The organism is Streptomyces pallidus (ex Mingjun et al. 2026), assembly GCF_051550185.1.
Lineage (GTDB): Bacteria > Actinomycetota > Actinomycetes > Streptomycetales > Streptomycetaceae > Streptomyces.
Genome location: NZ_CP196181.1, coordinates 413661 through 436509 on the forward strand (window position 1 = coordinate 413661; position 22849 = coordinate 436509).

General features: G+C 72.6%; 22 protein-coding genes and 3 pseudogenes. 12 read left to right on the forward strand and 13 right to left on the reverse strand.

The annotated features are described in order from the left end of the window. Positions 1-28: 28 nt before the first annotated feature. The 7 genes from ACSHWO_RS02080 to ACSHWO_RS02110 all read right to left on the reverse strand — a co-directional run bounded on the left by ACSHWO_RS02080 (position 29) and on the right by ACSHWO_RS02110 (position 8428). A complete protein-coding gene (locus tag ACSHWO_RS02080; RefSeq protein ID WP_438309796.1) occupies positions 29-1810 on the reverse strand; it encodes an N-acetylglutaminylglutamine amidotransferase in 1782 nt (593 codons plus the stop codon). Positions 1811-2442: 632 nt separating this feature from the next. Next, complete coding sequence (locus ACSHWO_RS02085; protein ID WP_385849002.1) at positions 2443-2829, reverse strand: hypothetical protein; 387 nt, start codon at positions 2827-2829, stop codon at positions 2443-2445. Between the two features lie 225 nt (positions 2830-3054). Then, entirely contained in the window at positions 3055-3924 is an 870-nt protein-coding gene (locus ACSHWO_RS02090) for a carbohydrate ABC transporter permease (protein ID WP_438309797.1), read from the reverse strand. After that, positions 3921-4883, reverse strand: coding sequence for a carbohydrate ABC transporter permease (locus tag ACSHWO_RS02095; RefSeq protein WP_438309798.1), 963 nt, complete (start codon positions 4881-4883; stop codon positions 3921-3923). Before ACSHWO_RS02095 ends, ACSHWO_RS02090 begins: the two co-directional genes overlap by 4 nt. Further along, on the reverse strand, positions 4877-6226 hold the full coding sequence (locus ACSHWO_RS02100; RefSeq protein WP_438309799.1) for an ABC transporter substrate-binding protein: 1350 nt from the start codon (positions 6224-6226) through the stop codon (positions 4877-4879). Before ACSHWO_RS02100 ends, ACSHWO_RS02095 begins: the two co-directional genes overlap by 7 nt. Further along, positions 6223-7203: a GNAT family N-acetyltransferase gene (locus ACSHWO_RS02105; protein ID WP_438309800.1), complete on the reverse strand. Its 981-nt coding sequence runs from the start codon at positions 7201-7203 to the stop codon at positions 6223-6225. Before ACSHWO_RS02105 ends, ACSHWO_RS02100 begins: the two co-directional genes overlap by 4 nt. Positions 7204-7231: 28 nt before the next feature. Continuing rightward, complete coding sequence (locus ACSHWO_RS02110; protein WP_438309801.1) at positions 7232-8428, reverse strand: exo-beta-N-acetylmuramidase NamZ family protein; 1197 nt, start codon at positions 8426-8428, stop codon at positions 7232-7234. Between the two features lie 344 nt (positions 8429-8772). Here ACSHWO_RS02110 and ACSHWO_RS02115 point away from each other — a divergent pair, with 344 nt between their 5' ends. From ACSHWO_RS02115 to ACSHWO_RS02125, 3 genes are all read left to right on the forward strand, one after another. After that, a complete protein-coding gene (locus ACSHWO_RS02115; RefSeq protein ID WP_438309802.1) occupies positions 8773-8970 on the forward strand; it encodes a hypothetical protein in 198 nt (65 codons plus the stop codon). Positions 8971-9458: 488 nt separating this feature from the next. Further along, positions 9459-9863 (forward strand): ATP-binding protein, encoded by a 405-nt coding sequence (locus ACSHWO_RS02120; protein ID WP_438309803.1) that lies wholly within the window; start codon positions 9459-9461, stop codon positions 9861-9863. A gap of 150 nt (positions 9864-10013) precedes the next feature. Next, complete coding sequence (locus ACSHWO_RS02125) at positions 10014-10355, forward strand: STAS domain-containing protein (protein WP_438309804.1); 342 nt, start codon at positions 10014-10016, stop codon at positions 10353-10355. Positions 10356-10366: 11 nt separating this feature from the next. On the opposite strand, the gene ACSHWO_RS02130 is transcribed toward ACSHWO_RS02125, so the two are convergent. Then, positions 10367-10939 (reverse strand): TetR/AcrR family transcriptional regulator, encoded by a 573-nt coding sequence (locus tag ACSHWO_RS02130; protein ID WP_438309805.1) that lies wholly within the window; start codon positions 10937-10939, stop codon positions 10367-10369. Positions 10940-11061: 122 nt separating this feature from the next. Between ACSHWO_RS02130 and ACSHWO_RS02135 the strand changes: the two genes are divergently transcribed. After that, positions 11062-11502: a nuclear transport factor 2 family protein gene (locus ACSHWO_RS02135; RefSeq protein ID WP_438309806.1), complete on the forward strand. Its 441-nt coding sequence runs from the start codon at positions 11062-11064 to the stop codon at positions 11500-11502. A 129-nt stretch (positions 11503-11631) separates the two neighbouring features. Further along, entirely contained in the window at positions 11632-13125 is a 1494-nt protein-coding gene (locus ACSHWO_RS02140; RefSeq protein ID WP_438309807.1) for a M1 family metallopeptidase, read from the forward strand. A gap of 17 nt (positions 13126-13142) precedes the next feature. On the opposite strand, the gene ACSHWO_RS02145 is transcribed toward ACSHWO_RS02140, so the two are convergent. Further along, the gene (locus ACSHWO_RS02145) at positions 13143-13832 is read right to left on the reverse strand and encodes an N-acetylmuramoyl-L-alanine amidase (protein ID WP_385849030.1); all 690 of its coding nucleotides are present in this window, start codon (positions 13830-13832) and stop codon (positions 13143-13145) included. A gap of 355 nt (positions 13833-14187) precedes the next feature. Here ACSHWO_RS02145 and ACSHWO_RS02150 point away from each other — a divergent pair. The 3 genes and pseudogenes from ACSHWO_RS02150 to ACSHWO_RS02160 form a co-directional block, all read left to right on the forward strand. Then, positions 14188-14364 (forward strand): annotated as a pseudogene (locus ACSHWO_RS02150) (sigma factor); the annotation flags it as partial. Continuing rightward, positions 14364-14630: a hypothetical protein gene (locus tag ACSHWO_RS02155; RefSeq protein ID WP_438309809.1), complete on the forward strand. Its 267-nt coding sequence runs from the start codon at positions 14364-14366 to the stop codon at positions 14628-14630. The pseudogene ACSHWO_RS02150 and the gene ACSHWO_RS02155, both read left to right, overlap by 1 nt. A 192-nt stretch (positions 14631-14822) precedes the next feature. After that, complete coding sequence (locus ACSHWO_RS02160) at positions 14823-15473, forward strand: hypothetical protein (protein ID WP_438309810.1); 651 nt, start codon at positions 14823-14825, stop codon at positions 15471-15473. A gap of 233 nt (positions 15474-15706) precedes the next feature. Here the strand turns inward: ACSHWO_RS02160 and ACSHWO_RS02165 are convergent, their stop codons facing one another. Continuing rightward, entirely contained in the window at positions 15707-16732 is a 1026-nt protein-coding gene (locus ACSHWO_RS02165; protein ID WP_438309811.1) for a PP2C family protein-serine/threonine phosphatase, read from the reverse strand. A gap of 353 nt (positions 16733-17085) precedes the next feature. On the opposite strand from ACSHWO_RS02165, the gene ACSHWO_RS02170 reads away from it, so the two are divergent. The 4 genes and pseudogenes from ACSHWO_RS02170 (at position 17086) to ACSHWO_RS02185 (ending at position 21350) form a co-directional block, all read left to right on the forward strand. After that, on the forward strand, positions 17086-18093 hold the full coding sequence (locus ACSHWO_RS02170; protein ID WP_438309812.1) for a glutathione S-transferase family protein: 1008 nt from the start codon (positions 17086-17088) through the stop codon (positions 18091-18093). A 54-nt stretch (positions 18094-18147) separates the two neighbouring features. Further along, entirely contained in the window at positions 18148-19560 is a 1413-nt protein-coding gene (locus ACSHWO_RS02175) for an MFS transporter (protein WP_438309813.1), read from the forward strand. 88 nt (positions 19561-19648) lie between these two features. After that, positions 19649-20506 (forward strand): annotated as a pseudogene (locus ACSHWO_RS02180) (hypothetical protein); the annotation flags it as partial. A 388-nt stretch (positions 20507-20894) separates the two neighbouring features. Beyond that, on the forward strand, positions 20895-21350 hold the full coding sequence (locus ACSHWO_RS02185) for a C40 family peptidase (RefSeq protein WP_438309814.1): 456 nt from the start codon (positions 20895-20897) through the stop codon (positions 21348-21350). A gap of 6 nt (positions 21351-21356) precedes the next feature. Here ACSHWO_RS02185 and ACSHWO_RS02190 read toward each other — a convergent pair whose 3' ends face one another. The 3 genes and pseudogenes from ACSHWO_RS02190 to ACSHWO_RS02200 form a co-directional block, all read right to left on the reverse strand. Beyond that, positions 21357-21641, reverse strand: a complete 285-nt coding sequence (locus ACSHWO_RS02190; protein WP_438309815.1) for a hypothetical protein — start codon at positions 21639-21641, stop codon at positions 21357-21359. A gap of 287 nt (positions 21642-21928) precedes the next feature. After that, positions 21929-22261, reverse strand: coding sequence for an amidohydrolase family protein (locus ACSHWO_RS02195; protein ID WP_438309816.1), 333 nt, complete (start codon positions 22259-22261; stop codon positions 21929-21931). Between the two features lie 40 nt (positions 22262-22301). Beyond that, positions 22302-22736: pseudogene (locus tag ACSHWO_RS02200) on the reverse strand (amidohydrolase family protein); the annotation flags it as partial. Positions 22737-22849 lie beyond the last annotated feature (113 nt).

Here is a 22849-nt window from a genome sequence, read left to right on the forward strand (position 1 = left end):
GCGATCCGGGGACTTCCACCGGGCGGTGTCAGTCGATGCCGTGGGTCTGCAACCAGATCTCCAGCGAGGCCACCTGCCACAGGGTGCTGGCTCCGCGTTTCGTGCGGTGGTGCGCGGGGTCGGCGAGCATCCGGGCCACGCGGTGCTGGTCGAAGAGGCCGCGTCGGCGTGCCTCCGGGGCGGTCAGGGCCTCGCGTACCCGGCTGAGGACCGGTTCGGCCATGTGCCGGACCGCGGGAACCGGGAAGTACCCCTTGGGCCGGTCGACGACCTCGGCGGGGAGGATCCGGCGGCCGATGTCCTTGAGCACGCCCTTGCCGTTCTGCGCAAGCTTCAGCTCCGGCGGGCAGGCCGCGGCCAGCTCGACGAGCTCGTGGTCGAGGAACGGCACCCGCGCCTCCAGGCCCCAGGCCATCGTCATGTTGTCGACGCGCTTGACCGGGTCGTCGCTCATCAGCGTCTGGACGTCCAGGCGCAGGGTCGCGTCGAGGGCGGTCTGTGCGCCGGGGGCCGCCATGTGGGCGCGGACGAAGTCCCGCGAGGCGTCGTGCTCGGCCACCATGTCGGGGTGCAGCAGGGAGGCGACGCCCGTGTGCGTGCGGTCGAAGTAGACGTCCGCGTAGGCGTCGGCGGCGCCGGCGCGGTCGGCCGCGGCGATCTCGGGGTACCAGTGGTAGCCGGCGAACACCTCGTCCGCGCCCTGCCCGCACAGCACCACCTTGACGTCCTTGGCGACCTGCTCCGCCAGCATGTGGAACGCCACGGCGTCGTGGCTGACCATGGGCTCGCTCATCGCGCCGATCGCCGCCTGCAGCGCGGTGGGGAGCCGGTCGGAGGCGATCATGAACTGGCGGTGGTCGGTGGAGAACCTGCGGGCGACCAGGTCGGAGTAGTGGAACTCGTCGCCCTCCTCGCCCCGCTCCGACTCGAAGCCCATGGCGAAGGTGGCCAGGTCGCCGACCCCCTCCTCCGCCAGCAGGGCCACGATCAGGCTGGAGTCCAGTCCGCCGGACAGCAGGACGCCCACCGGCACGTCCGCGACCATGCGGCGCCGTACGGCCGTGCGCAGGGCCTCTTGGACGGCCTGGCGCCAGTGCTCCGGGTCGGTGCCCTCCTCGGGGCGGCGGGAGTACGGCGGCTGCCAGTAGCAGTGGTCGCGGTGCGTCCCGTCCCGTTCGACGATCCGGACGGTGGCTTGCGGCAGCTTGCGTACGCCGGACAGCACCGTCCGGGGCGCCGGAACCGTGCCGTGCCAGCTCAGGTACTGGTGGAGGGCCACCGGGTCCAGCGAGGTGTCGACTCCGCCGCCCGCCAGCAGGGCCGGCAGGGAGGAGGCGAACCGGAGGCGGTCGCCGTCCTGGTTGAGGTACAGCGGCTTGATGCCCAGGCGGTCACGGCCCAGTACGACGCGCCCGGTGTCGTGCTCCACCAGCGCGAAGGCGAACATCCCGACCAGGCGGTCGACGCAACCCGGCCCCCACTGGCCGTAGGCCTTGAGGAGGACCTCGGTGTCGGACCCGGAGAAGAAGCGGTGTCCGAGCCCTTCGAGGCGGGCGCGCAGTTCCCGGTAGTTGTAGATGCAGCCGTTGAAGACGCCGGAGATGCCCAGTTGCGGGTCGGTCATCGGCTGGGCACCGCTCTCGGTGAGGTCGATGATCTGCAGGCGGCGGTGGCCCAGGGCCACGGCGCCCTGCGACCACAGGCCTCTGCCGTCGGGACCCCGGTCCTCCATCTCGTCCGTCATGCGCTCGACCGCGGCAACGTCCGGCCTGCGGCCGTCGAAGCGGACTTCCCCGCTCAGGCCACACATACGGCACCACCCGATCCATTCGTGCTTCGGGGCTGCCGCATCACTGCCGGCGCCCGTCCGTCCGGAGCCCAAGCCAGCTCGACCATGACGTTCACTCCCGTGCCCTGGGCCGGCGCCGTACGACTCCGGCCGAACAGGCGATCGACTTACTGGGCGCATGCCCGCCACACCGCCCTTGATGCGGGCATGTGCGAGATCGCCGCTCGGGGCGGAGCGCCGGACCGTCCGGCTGTGACCCCGCGGACGTTGCGGGCGCCGGGCGAGGCTCTGTGCCGCCCGGCCGTGGCCCTTGCTCGGCCGCCCCGCCCTGGTGGGCGGAGGGCGGGGTGCCGGCAGTGCGTGGTGCCGTCCCGCCCGTTCCGTCGGCGGTCGAGCTCGACGCCAGACTACCCGGCGGGGCCCGGGACAGCATGTCACCGGCCGAACCCGCACCGCTCCCGGCGCCCGTTCCGTAGGCGTCGCGCCCCGGGGGCGGGGATGATGTCGGCATGGGGCCGTTCGTGTTCGTCGGCGGCGCTCCGGCGGCGGCAGCCGGGAGCAGCAGCCCGTGGGAACGGCGTCACACGGCGTCGGGCCCCGGGACGCGCGCGCGTCCCGGGGCCCGGGCCGTCAGCCGTCGTCCCGCCGGCTGGTCAGTTGCGCGTCCAGCCTCCCGGGCCGACCCACACGGTCTGCCCGTTGCGCGTCGGAACGACGTCGTAGCGGGCCACGGGCTGGTAGTAGCCGCCGCCCGGCCGCTTGCAGTAGAGGTTGCCGATGACGGTGTTGCGCTGGCCGAGCGCGACCTTGCCGTAGACCAGGTCGTCACCCCAGTCCCAGTTGGTGTTCCAGTAGTCCGTGTACGCCTGGATTCCCGTGACGGTCGCGTTCGGGCAGTTCCCGAGCCACTTCGGGAAGGAGATGTAGACCCAGCCGTAACTGGCCGCGTGGGCGGTTCCCTGGGTTGCGGCCGCGCCACTGAGGGCCAGTCCGAGCACCGACAGGGCCACCGAGAGCTTCTTGAGCCGTGCTTTGAGCATGCACCCGTCTCCACTTGCCTTGACACCATCTGCCTCCGGACCACGCACCGGTCAACTCGTGGTGGTGTTCCGGAAGCCCGATCCTGTGGGTGCGCGGAGGTCGATGGCGGAAGCACGGCGTACTCCACACCCATCCGTGATGACTAGTTCTATTTTCCGCCTTATCGTCGACCGGATTTCGCTTGTCCGATCGACCGCTGTTCGAAAGGACTGCACGGCTCCCGCTCACTTGAGGCCGCTGAGCATCACCCCGCGGATGTAGTACTTCTGCAGGAGCAGAAAGAGGATCAGGACCGGCAGGGTGCTCAGGACGAGACCGGCCATGACGATCGGCATGGTGCGGGTCGGGTCCACGTAGTCCTGCAGGAGCTGGATGCCGACGGGCAGCGTCATCACGTCCGGGTTGGCGGTCGTGACGAGCAGCGCCCAGATGTACTCGTTCCACCCGTGGACGAACGTCAGCAGACCGAGCGTCAGCACGACCGGCCTGGTCTGCGGCACGACGATCCGCCACCACACGGCGAACTCGCCGGCGCCGTCGATGCGCGCGGCCTCCAGGACCTCGTCCGGGATCGACACCATGAACTGGCGCATCAGGAAGATGCCGAAGCCGTTGACGAGGAACGGCATCGCGAGCGCCGCGATGCTGACGGTCAGGCCCGCGCCCCCGCGCCCGAACAGGTCGTTGCCGCCCGCCAGCGGCCAGTGCACCAGGATCAGGAAGTGCGGGATGAAGAAGAGGAACGGCGGGAACATCATCGTTGACAGGACGAGCCGGAAGACCAGGTCCCGGCCGGGGAAGCGGAGTTTGGCGAGCGCGTACCCGGCGAGTGACGAGGTGAGCAGCACCGACCCGGTGATCACTGCGGTTGCGATGACGCTGTTGCGGAAGAGGACCGGCAGGTCGAGCTGGTGGATCGCCGCCCGGTAGTTCGACACGTCGAACGCCTCGGGCAGGAACCGGTACGGCAGCGTCCCGGCCTCGCCGGCCCCCTTGAACGACGTCATCACCATGTCGAGGAACGGCACCACCGTGAGCACGGCGCCGGTCACGACCACCCCGTACGAGAACCACGGGAAACGGCGGCGGATCATGCCTCCTCCCCCTTGCGCCGGAAGATCCACAACTGCACGAGGGTGACGACGAGGACGACGACGAACAGGACGAAGGCGGCGGCGCTCGCCGGGCCCCAGTGGCCGTACGAGAAGGCCTGCCGGTACATCTCCAGGGCCGCCACGTTGGTTGCGTCGCCCGGTCCGCCCTTGGTCATCACGACGATCAGCGCGAACGACTGCAGACCGCCGATGAGCTGGGTGATGCACACCAGCAGCAGGGACGGCCGCAGCAGCGGCAGCGTGATCCTCCAGAAGACGGTGGCCGGCCCCGCGCCGTCGAGCTCGGCGGCCTCGTAGTACGACTCGGGAATGGACTTCAGCCCGGCGGTCAGGACGAGGATCGCCGAGCCGACCGAGGCCCATGCCTGGACGACCACGACCGAGGGAAGCGCGGTGCCGGGGTTCTGGAGGAAGGCCACCGAGCCGAGTCCGAGGGCGTTGAGGACGCCGTTGACGAGGCCGCCCGGCTCGTACATGTACTTCCACACGTTGCCGACGGCGACGACGGTCGTCACGATCGGCAGGAAGTAGAGGGTGCGCCACAGGCCCTGGAACCGCAGGTTGTCGATGCAGGTGGCGACGACCACGGACCCGGCGAGCGCGAGGACGACGGTACCGAGGGCGAACAGCAGCGTGTTGCTGAGGACGGGCGCCAGGAACGTCGATCCGTCCGCGAAGAGGCTCGTGAAGTTGTCCGTGCCGACGGGTTGGATCTCGCCGAGGTCGAACCCGGCCCAGCGGGACATCGACAGCAGCAGCGCGAAGCCGAGCGGCAGGATCAGGAAGACGGCGAAGAACAGCAGCGTCGGCGCCAGGAAGAGGTAGGCGACGACGACCTGGCGGCGCCGGGTGCGGGCGCGTCCGTCGGTGGCCGGCCCGGCGGGCGGCGTGCCGGGCGCCGCCCGCTCGGTCGTCGCCGGCGTCAGGGTGTTCACCATGAGCGCGACACCTCTCGGTCGACCTGGCGGCGGGTGGTGCGCAGGGCCTGGTCGACCGTCTGCTGACCGGTCCACAGCGCCTCGATGTTCGCGCGCAGCAGCGACTTGGCCTGTTGTGCGCCGGGGACGTTCGGCTCGGGCACCGAGTAAGCCAGCGCGTCCAGGAAGGGGCGCAGGTTGGCATCTGCGTGTGAGCCGAGCAGCGTGCGCATGTCGTCGGCGCGGCCGGTCAGGGAGCCGACCGACACCTGGAGGGCGCTCATCCGGGTCGCTTTGCCGGCCGTCCCGGCACCCTTCACGTTCACCTTCTCGCTGTTGAGCCAGCGCAGGAACTCCCAGGCGGCGCCCGGGTGCTTGCTGGCGGCGTTGACCCCCAGCATGAAGCCGGTGGAGAGCGTGGCGCGCTCGCCGTCCGCCTCGGGGAGGGGCACCGGCGCGACGCCGACGTCGCGGTAGTCCGCGCCCATCTGGCTCTTCAGGCTGCCGGTCCACCAGCCGGCGCTGACCACCATGGCCACCTGCCCGGAGCGGAACGCCTTGTAGACGTTGACACCGGGAGCGCTCGCGCCCCCGGTGACGAGGCGGTGCTCCAGGTCGAACACGGCCCGGCCGGCCGGCGAGTCGATGGCGGTGCTCCTGCCGTCCTGGGAGACGAACGTTCCGCCGGCGGCGTTGAGCAGGGCGAGGGTCTGGCCGACGGTGGTGGAGTCGTCTGCGGTCGACAGTCCGAAGCCCTGGACCAGGGTGTTGCCGTAGCGGTCGCGGCGGGCGGTGCGGTAGGCGGTTTCCTCCAGTTCCCGCCAGGTGCGCGGCGGGCCGTCGATACCGGCTTCGCGCAGCAGCCGCTTGTTGTAGTAGAGGGCGTACGTCTGCACCTCCGTGGGGTAGCCGTACACCCGGCCGCCCACCGACGCGGCGTCGACAGCGGCCCGGCCGTAACCGCGCGTGATCTCCTGCGCGTGCTCGGACGGGGCGGGGCGCAGGACCCCGGCCCGGACGAGCTGGCCGTTCCACAGGCAGTACGGGTGGAGGATGTCGGCGCCCTGGCCCGCGGCCTGCCGAACCATGAACGTGGTCAGCAGGTCCGTGAACTCGACGGCCTTGGTCTGCACCTTGACCCGGTCGTGGGTGGCGTTCCACTCGTCGACCGGGCCCTGCAGGGCGTCCTTGAGCACCCCGCTCGCGTAGTGGGAGAGCAGGGTGAGGACGATCGGGTCACCGGGCCGCCCGGTGCCCCGGTGCGGTGCGGAGCAACCGGAGGCGAGCAGCGCCGCCGGGAGGGCGAACGCGAAGTGACGGCGGCTCGGGCCGCCACCGGAACCGCCGCCGCGGGACGGCGTCACCGAGCGGCCTCACGGCGCATCACGCGGAACACCCGGGTCGTGGTGAAGCCGGTCTTGCGGTACATGCTGCCCGCCGGGGACTGCGCGCCGGTCCACAGGAACCACGCGGAGTGCGCGCGGCGCGCCCGCATCCTTTCCAGGACCAGGTGCAGGAGGACCTCGCCGAGGCCGGTGCCGCGCATCTCCTCCAGCACCCCGATCGGACCGAACCGCTCGTCCACCGCGTCGAACGCGCCGTGCATCGCCCAGCCGACCATGCGGTCCGCAGGGTCCCTGACGACGACGATCCGGTCGAGCGGTGTGCCCGCGGCCAGACAGGACCGGATCGTGCAGGCCCAGTCCGGGCCGAAGTGGCTGCCGGCGAGTGCGAAGAGGTCCACCACGTCGTCGTCGGACGGCGTGGCGAACCGGTAGCCCTTGGCCGTCAGTTCCTCCATGCGGTGCGCGACGTCCTCGGGGAAGCGGTAGCCGACCAGGCGGCGGTCCATCGCCGCCGCCTCGTACAGGGTGTGGAAGCCGAGGGACTCCAGGAGCCGGGCCGCTTCCGGGTACGCCTCGGCGTCCAGGCCGGGGAGGACGTAGTTCGGGGTGTACGAGGAGAAGTCGACCCGGGTACGGCCGTGGCCGTGCAGCCAGTCGAGGGCGTCGGCCAGCAGTCGGCGGCCGAGGCCGCGCCCGCGGGCGGCCGGGTCGACGAAGAAGAACGGGATCCAGCCCTGCTCCGGCTCCAGGTCGGTGCCGGCCATCGGCGTCAGACGGCGCACCGCGTACGCCGCACCGACGACACGGTCGCCCGCGACGGCGACCCGGAGGCCCTCCGGATCGAAGTTGGTGTCGAGCAGGACCAGGGAGCGGAAGCGGTCCGCGGTGATGGGGTCGGCCGGCGCACTGCGCCGCCACCCCTCCACCACCTGCGGTCCGTCGCCCGCGCGGAAGCCGCGGATGTGGGCGGGGGCCGTCGTCACCAGATCGGTCATCGGCGGGGGTCGTCCTTCCATGCGCAGGTCAGGGGTAGAGCAGCACGCCGTCGCCGGCCCATCGGCCGGGTGGCACCGGCGGATCGCACAGCGGCAAGGGGTCGTCGCCCGCGTCGACGGCACGCCGCAACCGGTCGGACCCCCAGAGCAGGTCGACGAAGGGACGCCGGTCGCCCCCTTCCGCACCCCTGTCGGCGGCCCGCCATGCGAAGTGGTGCGGGTACAGCCGCCGCAGCGTGCCGAGCATCGCCACGGCGGTGCGTACGGGGGCGAAGGCCTCGCGGTCGGTGACGTGGAGCTGGACTCCGCGCAGCAGCCGCCCGGTGTGTTTGTGGAAGGTCGGCACGAACCTCAGGTCGCGGAAGCGGACGCCGGGCAGGTCGAGCTCGGCGAGCGAGGGCGCGAGGCGCGCGTCGACGTACGGAGCGCCGACGATCTCGAAGGGCTGCGTGGTGCCCCGGCCCTCCGAGAGGTTCGTGCCCTCGAACAGGCACGTCCCGGGGTAGACGGTGGCCGTGGCGGGGGTGGGGATGTTCGGCGAGGGTGCGACCCACGGCAGGGCGGCCGCCTCCGCGTCCATGGCGCGCTGCCAGCCGACGGCCTCGATCACCGTCAAGTCGACCGCGGCGCCCGCGGCGTGGGGGACGGCCGAGGCGTTGAGGTGCCGGGCGAGCTCGCCGCAGGTGAGGCCGTGCCGGACGGGTACGGCGGCCCGCCCGACGAAGCTGGCCCAGGCCGGGTCGAGCAGGGGGCCCTCGCTGACGAGCCCGCCGAGGGGGTTGGGACGGTCGGCGACCACGAACCGTACGCCCGTACGGGCCGCCGAGACCATCAGGTCGAACATGGTCCACACGTAGGTGTAGAACCTGGCCCCGATGTCCTGCAGGTCGTACACCAGGGCGTCGACACCGCTGTCGAGCAGGAGTTTGTCGAGGAGCTCACCGCTGCACCGGTAGGTGTCGTGGACCGGCAGGCCGGTGGCGGGGTCCGCCCGAGCTGCCTCGCTCTCGCCGGCTTGACCGGTCCCGTGCAGTCCGTGTTCGGGACCGAACAGGGCGACCAGTCGCGCGCCGGCTTCCAGCAGCGCGGGGGCGGCCGGGCGCAGGTCGGGCAGGACGCCGGTGTGGTTGGTGACCAGCCCGAGCCGGCCGGGCCCGGCGAGGCCGGGCGACGCGTGTAGTCGTGCGATCCCGGTCGTCACCGCGACGTGGTCGTCCGTGCTCATCCTTCGCCCCGTCTGCCGGTGACTTCTCGAAGCCGCGGCAAGAAATTTACTGGTATGTCCGGTAATTCCGCAATTATTTACCAACAGGTCGCGCCGCGTGCGGCTCGGATCTTCATGAGGTCGTCGGGCTGACGCCCCGTCGCACCTCGACCGACGGGGCGTCAGCCGCGCAGGATCGGGCCATGCAGGTTTGAACCAGCCGACAGAGGAAAGACGACACGCACCCCCAGCACTCTGCACGGGCCCGCAGTTCCCACAGGTCCCGGAACCGCGCCACCGCGCACCGGCCCCCGGGCGTGTAGGGCGAGGGGATCGGGGAGACCCGATCGGAGGAGTTGATCGCGATGACGTCGACGGGAACCGGTCGCGAGGACACGACCGTTCGCCGGGCGGACGAGCAGCCGGCGGCTCCGTGGCACGACTTCGGCCAGGTCATGGAACAGATGCTCGACCTGCTGCAGAATCGCCGTCCACCGGACGGTGGTCGGGGGCGGCGCAGGGCGACGGTGCGCACCCGACCGGCCCCCGAGGCGGGGCGGTAGGCGGCGGGGCGACGCCGGCGGCGCCGCGAGGCGGGGGAGCAGGCCCGGGCGCAGCGCCGGGCGGCCCGCAGGCGGAGCGCGATGAGAGGACGGTACACCGGGCCACACGGGCACGCCGTGGGGTCGACACAGGACCGCACCCGCGCCCCCCTCCACCCCAAGACCGCGGCCGGCAGGGCCACTTGGCGCAAGGGGCACGCCCTGCGACTGGCAGGGAAGGCCGTCTCGGCGCGGCGCTCGGGGACGAGCACCGTATCCCGGAGAGCGGACGCGTCCCGCCCGCCATCCGCCGGGCGGACACCTCCGCTGTTGGTGGCTCGCCCCTCGGGCGAGACAACCGCCGCGGTTGGTTTCGGGTCCCCCTCGCAGGACAGACGCGCCTGTGAGGCGGTGCCCACCCGGGGCCGGGCGCCGCGCGGCGGACGGGTGTGCGTACAAGGCGACCCAAGGAAGCAGCCCGGCACCGGTGGGCCGAGGGAGGGAAGACCATGGCACATCGACCAGCGGGCGGCCTGACGGGAGAGGAGGCCCGAGAGACCACCCGCCGCGTGCTGGCCGCACACGGCGTCATCGGTCCGGATCTCGACGACGCCCTCCTCGTGGTCACCGAGCTGGTCTCCAACGCCCGGCGCCACGCCGGCGGCGTCACCGCCTTCCGGATCCGCTGCCGGCCGCCCCGGGCAGCCGTCGAGGTCTCCGACGCCGACCAGGGAGTCCCCGTCCACTGCCCCGCCGCGGCCGGCGTCCCCGGTTGTTTCGGCTGGCTGATGGCGAACCGGCTGGCCGAACACGTGACCGTGGAGACGGGGCCCTCCGGCAAGACGATCACCGTCGTGGTCGCCGCCCGCACCGACGTGGAGACCCCGACGGCGCTTCACGGTCCACCCCGGTGACGGCACGACCCCGTCCGGCGACCGGGCTCCGGAGGCCGCCTCCCGAGGCCCCTCGCGAAGCCCGGCGATACGCCCGGGTGAGCCGTCGCGGCAGCCGTGCATGCGGGACTGCGCGCAGGGCAGGTGCCCGACATACCGAGGAGGTGGGCCATGGCCACGGGCAAGCAGCAGACGGAGCCCACGCGCCTGATCCCGGGCCGGTTCGTGGTGCGCGTGCGGGGCGACATGGACTACGACCACGCGCAGCAGCTCGCGGCCTCCCTGACAGCGGCCCTGTCCGTGGCCCCCGAGGGCTGGGACGTGGTCGTCGACCTGCAGCACTCGTCCTTCTGCGACTCCGCAGGGCTGAGCGCCCTGCTGACCGCCAGGCAGGAGGCCCTGGAGGAGGGGCGCGACCTCGTACTCGCGGCACCCAGTCACCAGATGGTCAGGATGCTGGAGCTCACCGGATCGACCCGCCTGTTCACCCTCGCCCCAGCGGTACCGGCCTGAGCCGCCTTCGGTCAGCGCGGCCGCAGCCCGTCGAAGAGGACCTCGAAGATCCGCTCCCGGGGTTCCGGATCAGGTCCGAGCTGTTCCATCGCGCCGCCGGTGCCGGCCAGGAGGGCGAGGAGCTCCGGCATCCCCAGCTCCGGGCGGACCGCCCCCGCCCCCTGCGCCGCGGCGAGCAGCTCGGCCAGCCGGGCCTGGATCTCCGTGGTCAGCCCGTGCAGGGAGGCGTGTACGTCCACTCCTGCCGCGGCCAGCTGTGTGGCGAACTCGCCCTTGCCCGCGGACTGTTCCACCACCAGGCGGAAGCAGGCGAAGAGGGCCTCGGCAGGTCCGGTCTCGGTGGCGAGCTGCGCGGTCCGGGCTGCGATTTCCTCCAGCCTGCGCACCATCACCGCCTCCAGCAGGGCCTCCTTGGTCGGGAAGTGCCGGAAGAGGGTGCCGACCCCGACCCCGGCGGTCCGGGCGATCTCCTCGGTCGTCACCCCGACTCCGCGGGTGGTGAACACCTCCGTGGCGGCGTCCAGCAGCCTGGCCCGGTTGCGGGCCGCGTCCGCGCGCAGCGGGCGTTCCTGAGCGCCACCCATCCGTCTCCCACCCTTCGCCGTCGACGGCGGAAACCCGCCCTGGACAACCGGAGTCACCAGTCCGTATCGTCGAAACGGAGTCGCTGGTCCGATTCTATCCGCTATCCCACGGGAGGTTCGTCATGCCCGAAACGCCGTCACCGCGCGAGGTGTTCCAGAAGCTGATCGAGGGCATCGGGGCGGGCCGGTACACGGAACTGGCCGGACTCTACGCCGAAGACGCCGTGGTGGAGACCGTCTTCGAGCCGGTCGGCCCGCGCCGGATCGAGGGCCGGGCCGCACTGGCGGAGCGGTTCGCGCTGGTCTCCGCGCATTCGCCCCTGGAGCTGACCCCGGCGAACGTGGTGGTCCGCGAGACCGACGACGCCGAGGTGGTCGTCGCCGAGTTCGACTACCACGTGCACCACCGGTCGACCGGGCGAACCTTCGACGCCGCCAACATCCAGGTACTGCGGGTGCGCGACGGGCTGATCGTCAGCAGCCGGGACTACCACGACCACCTCGCCCTCCTCGTCGCCGACGGCGGCCTGCCCCGCCTGGTCGAGGCGCTGGAGGGCAGGTAGCGGCACGAGCCCCGCCTGGGTTCCCGGTCCCGGAACGGTACGGCCGATGGCCGGTCCGTGCCCGCCGGAGGGGCCACGCCACGGCGTGGCGGGCCCGGGGCGCCGGAGGGCTGGGGCATGCTCGGCCGTGTGAAGACTTCCCGACGTCTGACCGCGGTCGCGGTCGCGGGCCTGCTCGCCGCGCTGCCCGCGTGCTCGGAGTCCGCGGGCCGTGGCGGCGGTGAGGCGGGTGCCCGCACCGGCACACAGGCGCGGACGGGGGCTCCCACCGGGGCGGACACCGGGCGGACGGGGGCCCCCGGTGCGGTGTTCCGCGGCGGGCGCCCCGCCGCCGCGGGGGCCGGCGACCCGTACTTCCCCCAGCTCGGCAACGGCGGCTACGACGTCACCCACTACGCCCTGGACCTGGCCTACGACCCCGACAGCGGCCGCCTCGACGGCACTGCGGAGATCACCGCCAAGGCCACGGAGCACCTCAGCGCCTTCGATCTCGACCTCCTCGGCCTGAAGGTGCTGAGCGCCACCGTCGACGGCAACAAGGCGCAGGTCCGGCACGAGGGGCAGGAGGTGACCGTACAGCCGCGCGACCACATCAAGAAGGGCACCGCCTTCCGCAGCGTCGTGCGCTATGCCGGCACGCCGGAGTCGATCACCCATGACAACGGGTGGCGCGAAGGCTGGCTGAGGACGGACAAGGGAGCGGTCGCGTTCGGGGAGCCGACGGGCTCGATGTCCTGGTTCCCGGGCAACCACCACCCGTCGGACAAGGCCTCGTACGACATCACCGTCACGGTCCCCAAAGGGGTGCAGGCGATCTCCAACGGGCAGCTGCGCGCCCGGCGCACCAGCGGCGACCGGGAATCCTTCCACTGGCACCAGGCCGAGCCCATGGCGAGCTACGTGGCGACCGTGGCCATCGGCAGCTACGACATCAAGACCTCCCGCACCCGGTCGGGCGTCCCGGTCGTGTCGGCGGTGGACACGACCGCGGGCGTGGACGAGGACGGAGCGGTGCTCGGCCGGTTCCCCGAGATCATGGAATGGGCGGAGCGGAGGTTCGGCCCCTACCCGTTCTCCGCAGCCGGGGTGATCGTAGATCAGGCCGCGGACGTGCCCTACGCCCTGGAGACCCAGACCAGGCCGACCATTCCGGCCGACATCTTCCACACCACCAACGTGGTGCACGAGCTGGCCCACCAGTGGTTCGGCAACTCCGTCACCCCGCGCAGCTGGCGGGACATGTGGCTCAACGAGGGCTTCGCGACGTATGCGGAGTGGCTGTGGACCGAGGACCACGGCGGGTCCACCGCACAGGAGCACTTCGACCGCAACCACGCCAAGGCGGCGGACGACGACGAGTGGGACTTCCCGCCCGCCGAGCCGCCGACCGCCTCGGACATCTCCCGCCAACCGGTGTACGTGCGCGGCGCGATGGTGGTCCACAAGATCCGCCAGGCTCTCGGCGACGACGCCTTCCACAGCCTGGTGCGGGGCTGGACGCAACGCCACCGCCACCGCCACGCCTCCACGGCCGACTTCACCTCGTACGCGGAGGCCGCGACCGGTCGGGACCTCGACCCGATCTGGGACTCGTGGCTCTACGGCGACGGCAAGCCCGCGTGAGGGGGGTGGACGCGCTGTCAGGTCTTGATGCGCCGGCGGGCGGTCGCGACGAGCTTCATGTACTTGTCCCAGTTCCAGACGGGCCCGGGATCCTCGTGCGTGGCCAGCGGGACCTCGACGTGGCCCACGATGTGGTCCCGGTCGACCGGCACGTCGTACTTCGCGCAGATCGTGGCCGTGAGCACGGCGGACGCCTCGTACATCTTGTCGGAGTACATGGGCTGGTCGATCCAGCCCTCGTGCTCGATGCCGATGCTGCGGTGGTTGAACCAGACGTTCCCGGAGTGCCAGGCGACGTCGCGCTCGCGCACGCACTGGACGATCCGCGTGCCGGCTGCGCTGACCACGTAGTGCGCGGAGACCCTTTCCCTGGGGTCCTGGAACGTGGCGAGCATGATCGGCAGGTGGTCCGTCGTCAGGTGGATGACGACGTAGTCGATGGGATAGTCCTCGGGACGGTTCGCGGGCGCGTAGTTGGACTCGGAGGCGTCGGCCCAGACGGCGGGCGCGTAGTCCACCGAGGGTTCCCGCCGCCTGCCCACGGACGCCCCGGCGGGACTGGGCGCCTTGGGCACGGGTTTCGGCCGCGCAGCCTTCACCCTCTCCCCGGGCGCCGCCAGCTGCGACAGCCCGGCAGCGGCCAGAGCCGTACCCGCCGCGCCGGCACCCCACAGCAGCCGTCGCCGGGTGAGCGGGCTGTCTTCCATGGCCACTCCTCATGAAGTCGGGCAGACGAAGGACGACACACCGCGAAACGTCACATCACGCAACATAAGCGGCGCATCCCGTAGCCTGATCCTTCACCAGGGCCCACACGCCAGCAAGCCGATCCCCGACCAATCGGCGCACACCCTCACCCCTGCCCCGGCCCGTTCCGCGGCCGACGGACACCGCCCCGTTCCACCGCCGTACGGCCGTCCGGCCCGCTCCCCCGTCCGGGGTCCGCCGTCCGGCTCCCGCGGCTCCTTGCGTTTCCCGGGCGTCGCGAGGGAGGACTCACGAGTGGCTGGAGGTGCGCCCGTTCCTGGCCGCGCCGCCCACCATCACCGAGTGACCGCCCTGATGGACGAGGCGCTGCTCCGCAACCTCACGCCGAGCGTGCTCGGGATCCTCGGCCGCCGCGGAGCCGACTCCGCGGCGGCCGAGGACGCCGTGCAGGAAGCCCTGGTCGAGGCCGTCCGCGCAGGGCCCGCCGACCTGCCGCGGGACCCGAAGGGGTGGCCGGTCACCGTGGCCTGGTGACCCGGCAGATCGCCCGGGCCTACCTGGTGCCCGGGTCGACCACCCCGAGGTGCAGGGGCTGCTCGCCCTCATGCTGCTCCACCACGGCCGGCGCGCCACCCGGACCGCGCCCGACGGCAGCCTGGGCGAGTTCCGGGCCGCCGTCGCGGCGCCCCACGGCGGCCCGGCTGTACGCCGAGGCGGCCCGGAAGGCACCCGGCCTCGCCGAGCACGACCACCTGACGCGCCAGGCCGCCCGGCTCAACATGCGCCTGCGCCACTGACCCGACCCGCAACCGCGGCCGTCCGTCCGGCGTGTGATCCGGTGGGGGCGGCTCACGCCCGTCCCCACCGGAGGCGAGGGGGGCCTGATGCAGGAGCCGGGCGCGGACGCGACGTCCCCGACGGGAGCGGTCAGGGGGCGGACCGGGAGGGCGGGAGCAGCCCGTGTGGTGCGGGTGCTGTTCCGTCTCGTGATGACCGCCCTGATCGTGCTGCTCGCCGTGCGCACGTACGAGGAGACGGCCGTCGCGCTCGCGCGGTCGAACGGGTCTTTGCACAAGGCGGGGGCCACCGTCACGAAGCTGACGTCGCACACGGAGTCAGGGAGGGACGGCGGGGGCCAGGACGGCGGCAGCGGCACCTGGTTCGTCCACACCGAGTACACGGTCGACCTGCGCGTCGGGGACGAGCGGAAGACGGTGGGCGGCGTCCCGGACGAGGCCGTCCGCGGCCTTCGGGAGGGCCAGCCGGTCACGGCGGGCCTGTGGCACGGGCGGGTCGTGGAGATCGACGGGCGGGACGTGTGGCCCGGCTGGCACCCCGGCGGCTGGGACCTCGTGCTGTTCGGGCTGTACCCGCTGGTCATGGGGTATCTGATCGCCCTGGCCGTGACCGCCGCCGGCCACCTCGCCCGCCGTGGCGGCCGGGCACGGCTGGAGCGGCAGGACCGGTCCGGGCCCTGGGCGTTCGGGTTTCTCGTCGCAGTGGCGGCCGTCTTCGTGCTCCTGGTGTGCGGGGCCTTCGGGCACCGTCCCGTGTTCTGGCCGCTCGTGCCCGTCGGCGCCGGTACCGCGGCCGCGGTGGCACGGGTGGCGGTGGTGGTCCGGCGGGTCCGCGAGCGGTGACCGGGCGGGACCGACGAGGGAATGGAACGCACACGGTTCCTGGCGTGCACTCGTCGGCCCTGCCGGCTCTCGCCGCGCGCACGGATCCCCGCAGCCGTCCGGTGGACGTGAAGGCCCTGGCGGCCGCGGCCGCTCTGTGCGCCGCGGTGTGCGCGGTGGGGAGTACGCGGTGGTGGCGCTGCTGCTCCCCGTGACCGGCTGACGTCAGCGCCGCCGAAGGCCCGTCACCGGGGTCACCGGGTGTCCGGCCACCGGACGGCGAGGACGGCGATGTCGTCCTCAAGCCTGCCGCCGCTGTAGTGGAGCAGGGCCCGGTGGAGCCGGTCGAGCAGCTCGCGGGGCGGCGTCGGGCTCTGCTCGCGCATCCACTCCGGCAGCGGGAAGAACTCGCCGTCGCGGCCCCTGGCCTCCGTGACCCCGTCCGTGTAGAGCAGCAGTTCGTCGCCCGGGGCGAGGACGAAGGTGTCGACGCAGTAGTGCTCCCCGACGAGCGAGGCGAGGTTGAGGGGCGGGCACGGGCAGGTGGGCTCCATGACGCGGATCTCCCCGCGGCGCACGAGCAAGGGCGGGGGGTGCCCGCAGTTGAGGATCCTGACGCGGCCGCCGCCGTGCGGGATCTCGGCGACCAGGGCGGTCGCGAAGCGCTCCGGCAGGTCCAGGGCGGGGTAGGCGGCGCTGTGGCGGGAGATGCCGATCTCCAGGCGGTGGGCGACACCCCTCAGGTCGGGCTGGTCGTGCACGGCCTCCCGGAAGCTGCTGATCACTGCCGAGGCCGCCCCCACCGCGGCCAGACCCTTCCCGCGTACGTCGCCGATGAGCAGCCGGACCCCGAACGGCGTGTCGACCGCCTCGTAGAAGTCACCGCCGATCCGCGCCTGCTCCTGCGCCGCCACGTACAGCGACTCGATCTCGACGTCCTCGATGCGGTGCGGCAGCGGCCGCAGCAGCACCTTCTGGGCGGCGTCGGCGACGAGCCGGACGTGGAGCAGCGTCTCCTCCCGCTGGATCCGGACATGGCTCGCGTAGGCGGCCGCCAGGGTGACCGCGACGATCGCTGCCGCGGTGTACGGCGTCCCCAGGTCCGTGTAGGCGAAGCTCAGGCCGATCATGATCAGCAGGCAGAACGCCCCGAGCAGGATCGTGGGGAGGACGGGCCACATCGCGGCGGCCAGTGCCGGTGCGGCGGGCAGGAGGCGGCTGAAGGCGATCTCCCTCGGCGTGGAGAAGGCCAGGGCCGTGATGAGGATGGTCACGATCACCGGTGACAGCAGGGCAGCGTCCCACCGGCCGCCGTAGGGAGGGCGCCGACGCCCCAGCCGTCTCGACCTGATCACAGAACGCATCATATCGGGGTGAATTCGCCATCGGGCGGTGGCCGAGCACGCCGCCCTCTTCGGCGATCAGCCGGCGGCACCGGCCCGGACGGGCCTTTCGAGGGGCGCTGTGAGGGGCGCGGCCGTTGGTACGTCGGGGTGATCGGGTGGACCGGATCAGCGAGGCGGTTTCGCGGGAGCCGCCTCCCGCGAAACCGCGCAACCGCGGGCACGCCGGCGCCGAGCTGCGGCTGCCGGGGTCCGCGTTCGCGCCCGCCCCGTGCGGGTAGGCGCCGGGCGTGAGCTATGTGAGCCGTGGCAGCAAGTACGGCCGAGACACCCGGTACATCACCACCCGGGTCACGGCCGACGGGCGCGACGGCTACGCCGTGGAGCCCGGCCGCTACCGGCTGGTGGTGGGGCGGGCCTGTCCCTGGGCGAGCCGGGCCGTGATCGTGCGGCGGCTCCTCGGGTTGGAGCAGGCCCTGCCGATGGCCGTCGCCGCCCCCGTGCACGACGAGCGCAGCTGGAACTTCGACCTCGATCCCGGTGGACGCGACCCGGTGCTCGGCATCCGGCGGCTCCAGGAGGCCTACCGCGCGCGGGACCCGGGCTACGAACGGGGCATCACCGTTCCGGCCGTCGTGGACGTCCCGAGCGGGAAGGTGGTGACCAACGACGTCCCGCAGATCACCCTCGACATGTCGCTCGAATGGACGCGGTACCACCGCCCCGGGGCCCCCGCGCTCTACCCGCGCGCGCTGCGGGCGCAGATCGACGCCCTGAACGAGGTCGTCTACCGGGACGTCAACAACGCCGTCTACGAGGCCGGGTTCGCCGGCACGCAGGAGGCGTACGCCGACGCGTACGGGCGGCTGTTCGCCCGGCTCGACCGGCTCTCCGCCCGGCTGGAGCGCCGCCGCTACCTCGTGGGCGACACGCTCACCGAGGCGGACGTCCGGCTGTTCACCACGCTCGTCCGTTTCGACCACGTCTACCACGGCCACTTCAAGTGCAACCGGCAGAAGCTGACGGAGATGCCGGTGCTCTGGGCGTACGCGCGGGACCTGTTCCAGACCCCCGGCTTCGGCGACACCGTCGACTTCGACCACATCAAGCGGCACTACTACCTGGTCCACACCGACATCAACCCGACGGGGATCGTGCCGGCCGGCCCCGACCCGGCGGACTGGCTCGCGCCGCACGACCGCGCGGTCCTCGGCGGCCGGCCCTTCGGCGACGGGACCCCGCCCGGACCGGTCGCTCCCGGGGAAGCGGTCCCGCTCGGACACAACCCGCTCCCCTGAGGCGGCGGCCCGGCCGGCGTGGCGGGACCGTGGCCGGCGGGGGAGGCTGGACGCATGCGATGGCCCGAGTCCCCGGCGGCCACCCGGAGAGGCGCCTTCGTCGCGGTCGCCGTCGCCCTGTTCTGCATCCAGCTGGACTTCTTCGCCCTCAACCTCGCCCTGCCCGGCATCGCCGCCGAGCTGGACGTCACGGTCTCGGCCGCGCAGTGGACCCTGTCGGCGTACATGCTCGCCATCGGCTGCTTCTTCATCATCGGCGGCCGCACCGGTGACGTGTGCGGGCGGCGCGTCACCCTGCTGGTCGGGATCGCGCTGTTCACGGCCGGTTCGGCGGGGTGTGCGCTGGCTCCCGGCCTCGGCCTGCTGGTGGCGGCCCGGATCGTGCAGGGGGTGGGGGCGGCGTTCGTGTTCCCCGTGTCCGTATCCGTGATCACCAACGCCTTTCCCGAGCAGACCCGCGCCCGGGCCCTGGGCGCCGTGTTCGGCGTCGCCAACATCGGGACCGCGCTGGGGCCGTTCGTCGGCGGCGGGTTCACCGAGGGACCGGGCTGGCGCTGGATCTTCTGGCTGATGGTGCCGCTGGGCCTGCTCTCCCTGGTCACCGCCCTGCTGTACGTCCCCGACTCGCGCGACCCGTCCGCGCCGCGGGGGCTCGACCTGCCGGGCTGCGCGTTGACCGTGTGCGGACTGGCCGCGCTCACCCTGGCCGTGGAACGCGGCGACGCCTGGGGCTGGGGCAGCGCACGCACCCTCGGCTGCCTCGCCGTGGCGGCGGGGGGCGGCGGGTTGTTCCTGGTCCGCGAGGGGCGGGCCCGGCACCCGCTGATCGACCTGCGGCTGTTCCGGAACCTGCCGTACGTGCTGGTCACCGCGATGGGCTCGCTCTCCAACATGGCCTACGCCGTGACCGTCCTCCTCGCCACCCTCACCCTCCAGGGCGTGCGCGGGCTATCGCCGCTGCTGGCGGGCACGGTGTTCCTGGCCCCGGCGCTCATGGTGGCGGTCAGCGGGCCGCTCGGGGCGCGACTGGGCCGGCACTTGGAGCCGACGCCGGTGATGGCACTGGCGGGTGCGGTCGCGGGGACGGGCATGTACGCGCTGACCGAGGTCACGGCCTGGTGGCTGTACGTACCGGTGTTCGCCTGGTGCGGCCTCGGGTTGGGGCTGGGCTACACCTTCGCCGGCGTGGCCACCCAGCAGGTCGTCGCGCCCGCCAGGGCCGGGGAGGCGGCGGGCGTCCTGCTGACGTTCCTGGTCACGTCGGGCGCGATCGCCCTGGCCGGCGCCGCTGCGGCCATTTCGGCGACGACCCCGCAGCGGCCACCCGAGGAGGCATACGACGCGCTCCTGCGGCTGGGCGGCGCGGTCCTCCTCTCCACGGCGCTGGCCGTCACGGCCGCCACGGCCGTACGCCGCCGCAGGACGGCTCCCCGCCGTACCGACCGTGCTCCGCTCCGCCACCCCTGAGGAGACCCCGGTCCGTCCTCCCTGGTCAGCGTCGCCCCTTGGACCGCCGGGGTAATGCGAGGTCCCTGGCGGGGAAAGCACGTGTTGTATGGCCGGGGAGGAGGGGCGGGGGCGCCCGCGGAGGGAAGCTCATGGCATCCGCGCTCGACGGCTGCACGCCCTGGCCTGGTCGTCCAGCTGCCGAACGTTCCCGAGTTCGTCATCACCGTGTTCGCGCCGATGCGGGTCGGCGCGGTCCCCGTCCTCTGCCCCGTCACGGAGCGCGCGCCAGCGGTGTCCCGCGTCGCGCGGGTCAGCCAGGCCGTGGGCTACGCCGGTCCCCTCGACGTACCGGGGCTTCGGCCACACGGCGACGGCCGCGGAGATCGCGGCCCGATGGCACTTCCTGCGACGGGTGTTCACCCTGGATGCGCCAGAAGCCCCGGCCTCGGCCTCGTACGGCGGTGTTTCGACGGACCCGTCGGGCTGCCACTACTTCCCGCTGGGTTCCGTCGACGCCCCGCCCCGGCCGACGCTCGCGCAGGGCGCCGACCGGGTGGCGTTCTTCCCGCTGCCCGCCGGGGCCGACTTCGCCTTCGGCTGCCCCGGCATCGTCGGCACCCTCTCCGTCGGCGGCACCGTCGTCCTGCTGGAGGACCCGGGCCGTGGGACAGGAGCGGGTCACCCTCACGTCCCCGGCAGCGGACGCCGCCGCCGGCCCCGGCTCGACGCACTGAACGCGAACCGGGCCGACCTGAGCAGTCTGCGCCTCGTGCGGATCGGCGGCGCGCCCCGACACCCGGCGACCGTCGAACGGATCGGCCGTGAACTGGGCTGCCGCCTTCAGCAGGTCCTCCATCTGCCCGAGGGGCTGCTCACGGCCACCCGGCCGGGCGATCCGGACGGGACCGTCCTCGGCACGCAGGGCCGCCCGCTCTCACCCGACGACGGGATCCGCCCGGTCGACGGCGACGGCAGGGACGTGCCCGACGGCGAGCCCGGCGAACTCCTCGCCCGCACCCGTAGCGCATCGAGCACTCCCCGCAGCGGGAGGGACACGAGGATCCGCCCGGCCGCTGACGGGCACGGCCGGAGAAGTCCCGACCGGCAGGGGAACCCGAACGGCCGAATCCGCTGCGCACATCATCTGAATTTACGCAGCCCCTTTACCCAACCGAGATATTTCACGGCGTGTCCGAAAAGCGTCGGTACACGTTTACTGAGAACAATAGGCCGTCGTCGAGAGCCGGTACGCATATCACCGAAGAGCGGCCTTCCCCGCCGTTCCCCGTATCTGAATGCGGAAGGGATCACGATTGCCCTGCCCCACAGCTCACCACCGCAAGCCCGTCACGATGCCCGACCCGTACAGAGCCCGATACGCTCCCCACTCCCTCGCTTTTATCATCATAATCTGTCTGACCACGGTATCCGCCTCCGCCACGCCCGCCGAGGCGACCTCGTACGGTGTCAGAGCCGTTGCCATCGCCGCCTCGAAAGAGGGCGCGCCCTATGTCTACGGCGCCACGGGTCCCCGGGAATTCGACTGTTCGGGTCTCACGCTCTACGCCTTCCGAAAGGCCGGGCGGGTACTCCCCCGTACGGCGGATCAGCAATACCGGAGCACCCACCACATTTCACGCCGGCAGCGCACCGCGGGAGACCTGGTCTTCTTTCCCGCCGGCTCGACCATTGCACACGTGGGTATTTACGCCGGTCACGACAAGATCTGGCACGCGCCCCGGCCCGGTACCCGTGTACGGCTGGAAAGGATCTGGACCGGGAACGCCCGCTACGGCCGCGCCAAATGATCCGCGCTATGCGGCGGCCACGACCTCCCCGGCCAGGACCTGGGGAGGGTTGGGGAGCAGTGACGCGAGGTGGTCCCGTACGAAGTCGGCCGCCCGCGCGATCGACTCGTCGGCACCGGACCGGTCCTCGAAGACGCTGGTCGACACCATCACTCCGTTGCCGGCATCGACCCAGTAGTAGGCCACGAAGCCGGTGACCTGGCGCATGAGCGGCACGAATCCGTCCTGCACGATGCGTGCCGCCTCGACGGCATCGGTCACCCCTTCGTACCGTCGGACTGCTGCGTACATGACTGGTCTCCTCAAGGGTGCGGGTCGTTCGTTGCGGGGACGCCGTACCCGCACGACCGCAGCCACGATCGCCGGCCGTCCGGCGTTCACCGCAAAGGACCGCCCGCCCTGATCCGAACGGCGCCCTCGGCCCCGGGCTCGGACGCGCCCGTCCTCCATGGCGGCCGTCATGTCCTGGCTGCGATGACGGTCAGCGGCTCCGGTCGGCCCGGGCAACCCGGCGGAGCCGGGCGGTGCGGTGGACCGGCGCAGCCACCGGTGGCCGCCCCCGTCGGCCGGCGGTGGCGTCACGGCCGTGCGAGGCGGGGCAGGAGCAGCTCGGCGTTGCCCCGGTGGACCGCGTGGAGCTGCCCGTCCTCCCAGCGCCGATAGCCGTCCAGCCCGTCGTCGAACGCGTCGCACCACTCCTCGGGAATCATGGGGAAGTCGCTGCCGTACAGGACGTGCCCGGGTGCTGCGAAGGCCAGCAGCGAGGGCAGGGAGGCGGGGCCCGCGCAGAACGCGGTGTCGAAGTAGAAGCGCCGCAGCTCTGCCATGAGGCCCTCGGGCGTGGTGCCCGGACGGAGCCGGGCGGCGGCCGCGAAGCGGTGGGCGGCGTACGGCAGGAAGCCCCCCGGCATGGGGAAGGATCACCTTCAGCCCGGGGTACCGGCCCGGGTCACCGGCGACGGCGAGGTGCAGCGCGGTCCGGGCCGTGTCGTACGGGAAGTCCACCAGCGGGCTGGGCAGGCCGGGGACCATCACCCCGGGTGGCGCCGTGGGGTGGACGAGGACCACCGCCGCACGCGCGCCCAGCTCGGCCCAGAGCGGCTCGAACGCCGGGTCGCCGAGGTAGCGGCCGTGGGCGTTGGACAGGACCATCACCCCGTCGGCACCCAACTCGTCCGGGGCGTGGACGGCTTCGGCGAGCGCCCCGTCCACGTCCGGCAGGGGGAGGACGGCGAAGTTTCCGAAGCGGTCCGGCCGGTCCTCGACCAGCTCGGCGGTGAACTCGTTCACCGCCCGGGCGGTGGCGCGGGCGCCCTCGGGGTCGTCGGGGGCGGCGAGCGGGGCGGCGTACGACAGGACGCCGGTGGCGATCGCGCGGCGGTCCAGCGACGGCGCTCGTCTCGTCCCCTGCGGGCGCCGGCCAGCCGAGGGCCGTGGCGCGGTCGGCGATGGCGCGGATGCGGTCGGGTGGGATCACGTGCTGGTGGACGTCGATGCGT

What these genes read in the sequence shown, in the direction of transcription:
- ACSHWO_RS02080 (WP_438309796.1), bottom strand. Translation starts at nt 1,810, where the DNA reads ATGTGTGGCCTGAGCGGGGAAGTCCGCTTCGACGGCCGCAGGCCGGAC.
- ACSHWO_RS02085 (WP_385849002.1), bottom strand. Translation starts at nt 2,829, where the DNA reads ATGCTCAAAGCACGGCTCAAGAAGCTCTCGGTGGCCCTGTCGGTGCTC.
- ACSHWO_RS02090 (WP_438309797.1), bottom strand. Translation starts at nt 3,924, where the DNA reads ATGATCCGCCGCCGTTTCCCGTGGTTCTCGTACGGGGTGGTCGTGACC.
- ACSHWO_RS02095 (WP_438309798.1), bottom strand. Translation starts at nt 4,883, where the DNA reads ATGGTGAACACCCTGACGCCGGCGACGACCGAGCGGGCGGCGCCCGGC.
- ACSHWO_RS02105 (WP_438309800.1), bottom strand. Translation starts at nt 7,203, where the DNA reads ATGACCGATCTGGTGACGACGGCCCCCGCCCACATCCGCGGCTTCCGC.
- ACSHWO_RS02110 (WP_438309801.1), bottom strand. Translation starts at nt 8,428, where the DNA reads ATGAGCACGGACGACCACGTCGCGGTGACGACCGGGATCGCACGACTA.
- ACSHWO_RS02115 (WP_438309802.1), top strand. Translation starts at nt 8,773, where the DNA reads ATGACGTCGACGGGAACCGGTCGCGAGGACACGACCGTTCGCCGGGCG.
- ACSHWO_RS02120 (WP_438309803.1), top strand. Translation starts at nt 9,459, where the DNA reads ATGGCACATCGACCAGCGGGCGGCCTGACGGGAGAGGAGGCCCGAGAG.
- ACSHWO_RS02125 (WP_438309804.1), top strand. Translation starts at nt 10,014, where the DNA reads ATGGCCACGGGCAAGCAGCAGACGGAGCCCACGCGCCTGATCCCGGGC.
- ACSHWO_RS02130 (WP_438309805.1), bottom strand. Translation starts at nt 10,939, where the DNA reads ATGGGTGGCGCTCAGGAACGCCCGCTGCGCGCGGACGCGGCCCGCAAC.
- ACSHWO_RS02135 (WP_438309806.1), top strand. Translation starts at nt 11,062, where the DNA reads ATGCCCGAAACGCCGTCACCGCGCGAGGTGTTCCAGAAGCTGATCGAG.
- ACSHWO_RS02145 (WP_385849030.1), bottom strand. Translation starts at nt 13,832, where the DNA reads ATGGAAGACAGCCCGCTCACCCGGCGACGGCTGCTGTGGGGTGCCGGC.
- ACSHWO_RS02160 (WP_438309810.1), top strand. Translation starts at nt 14,823, where the DNA reads ATGACCGCCCTGATCGTGCTGCTCGCCGTGCGCACGTACGAGGAGACG.
- ACSHWO_RS02175 (WP_438309813.1), top strand. Translation starts at nt 18,148, where the DNA reads ATGCGATGGCCCGAGTCCCCGGCGGCCACCCGGAGAGGCGCCTTCGTC.
- ACSHWO_RS02185 (WP_438309814.1), top strand. Translation starts at nt 20,895, where the DNA reads ATGCCCGACCCGTACAGAGCCCGATACGCTCCCCACTCCCTCGCTTTT.
- ACSHWO_RS02190 (WP_438309815.1), bottom strand. Translation starts at nt 21,641, where the DNA reads ATGTACGCAGCAGTCCGACGGTACGAAGGGGTGACCGATGCCGTCGAG.
- ACSHWO_RS02195 (WP_438309816.1), bottom strand. Translation starts at nt 22,261, where the DNA reads ATGCCGGGGGGCTTCCTGCCGTACGCCGCCCACCGCTTCGCGGCCGCC.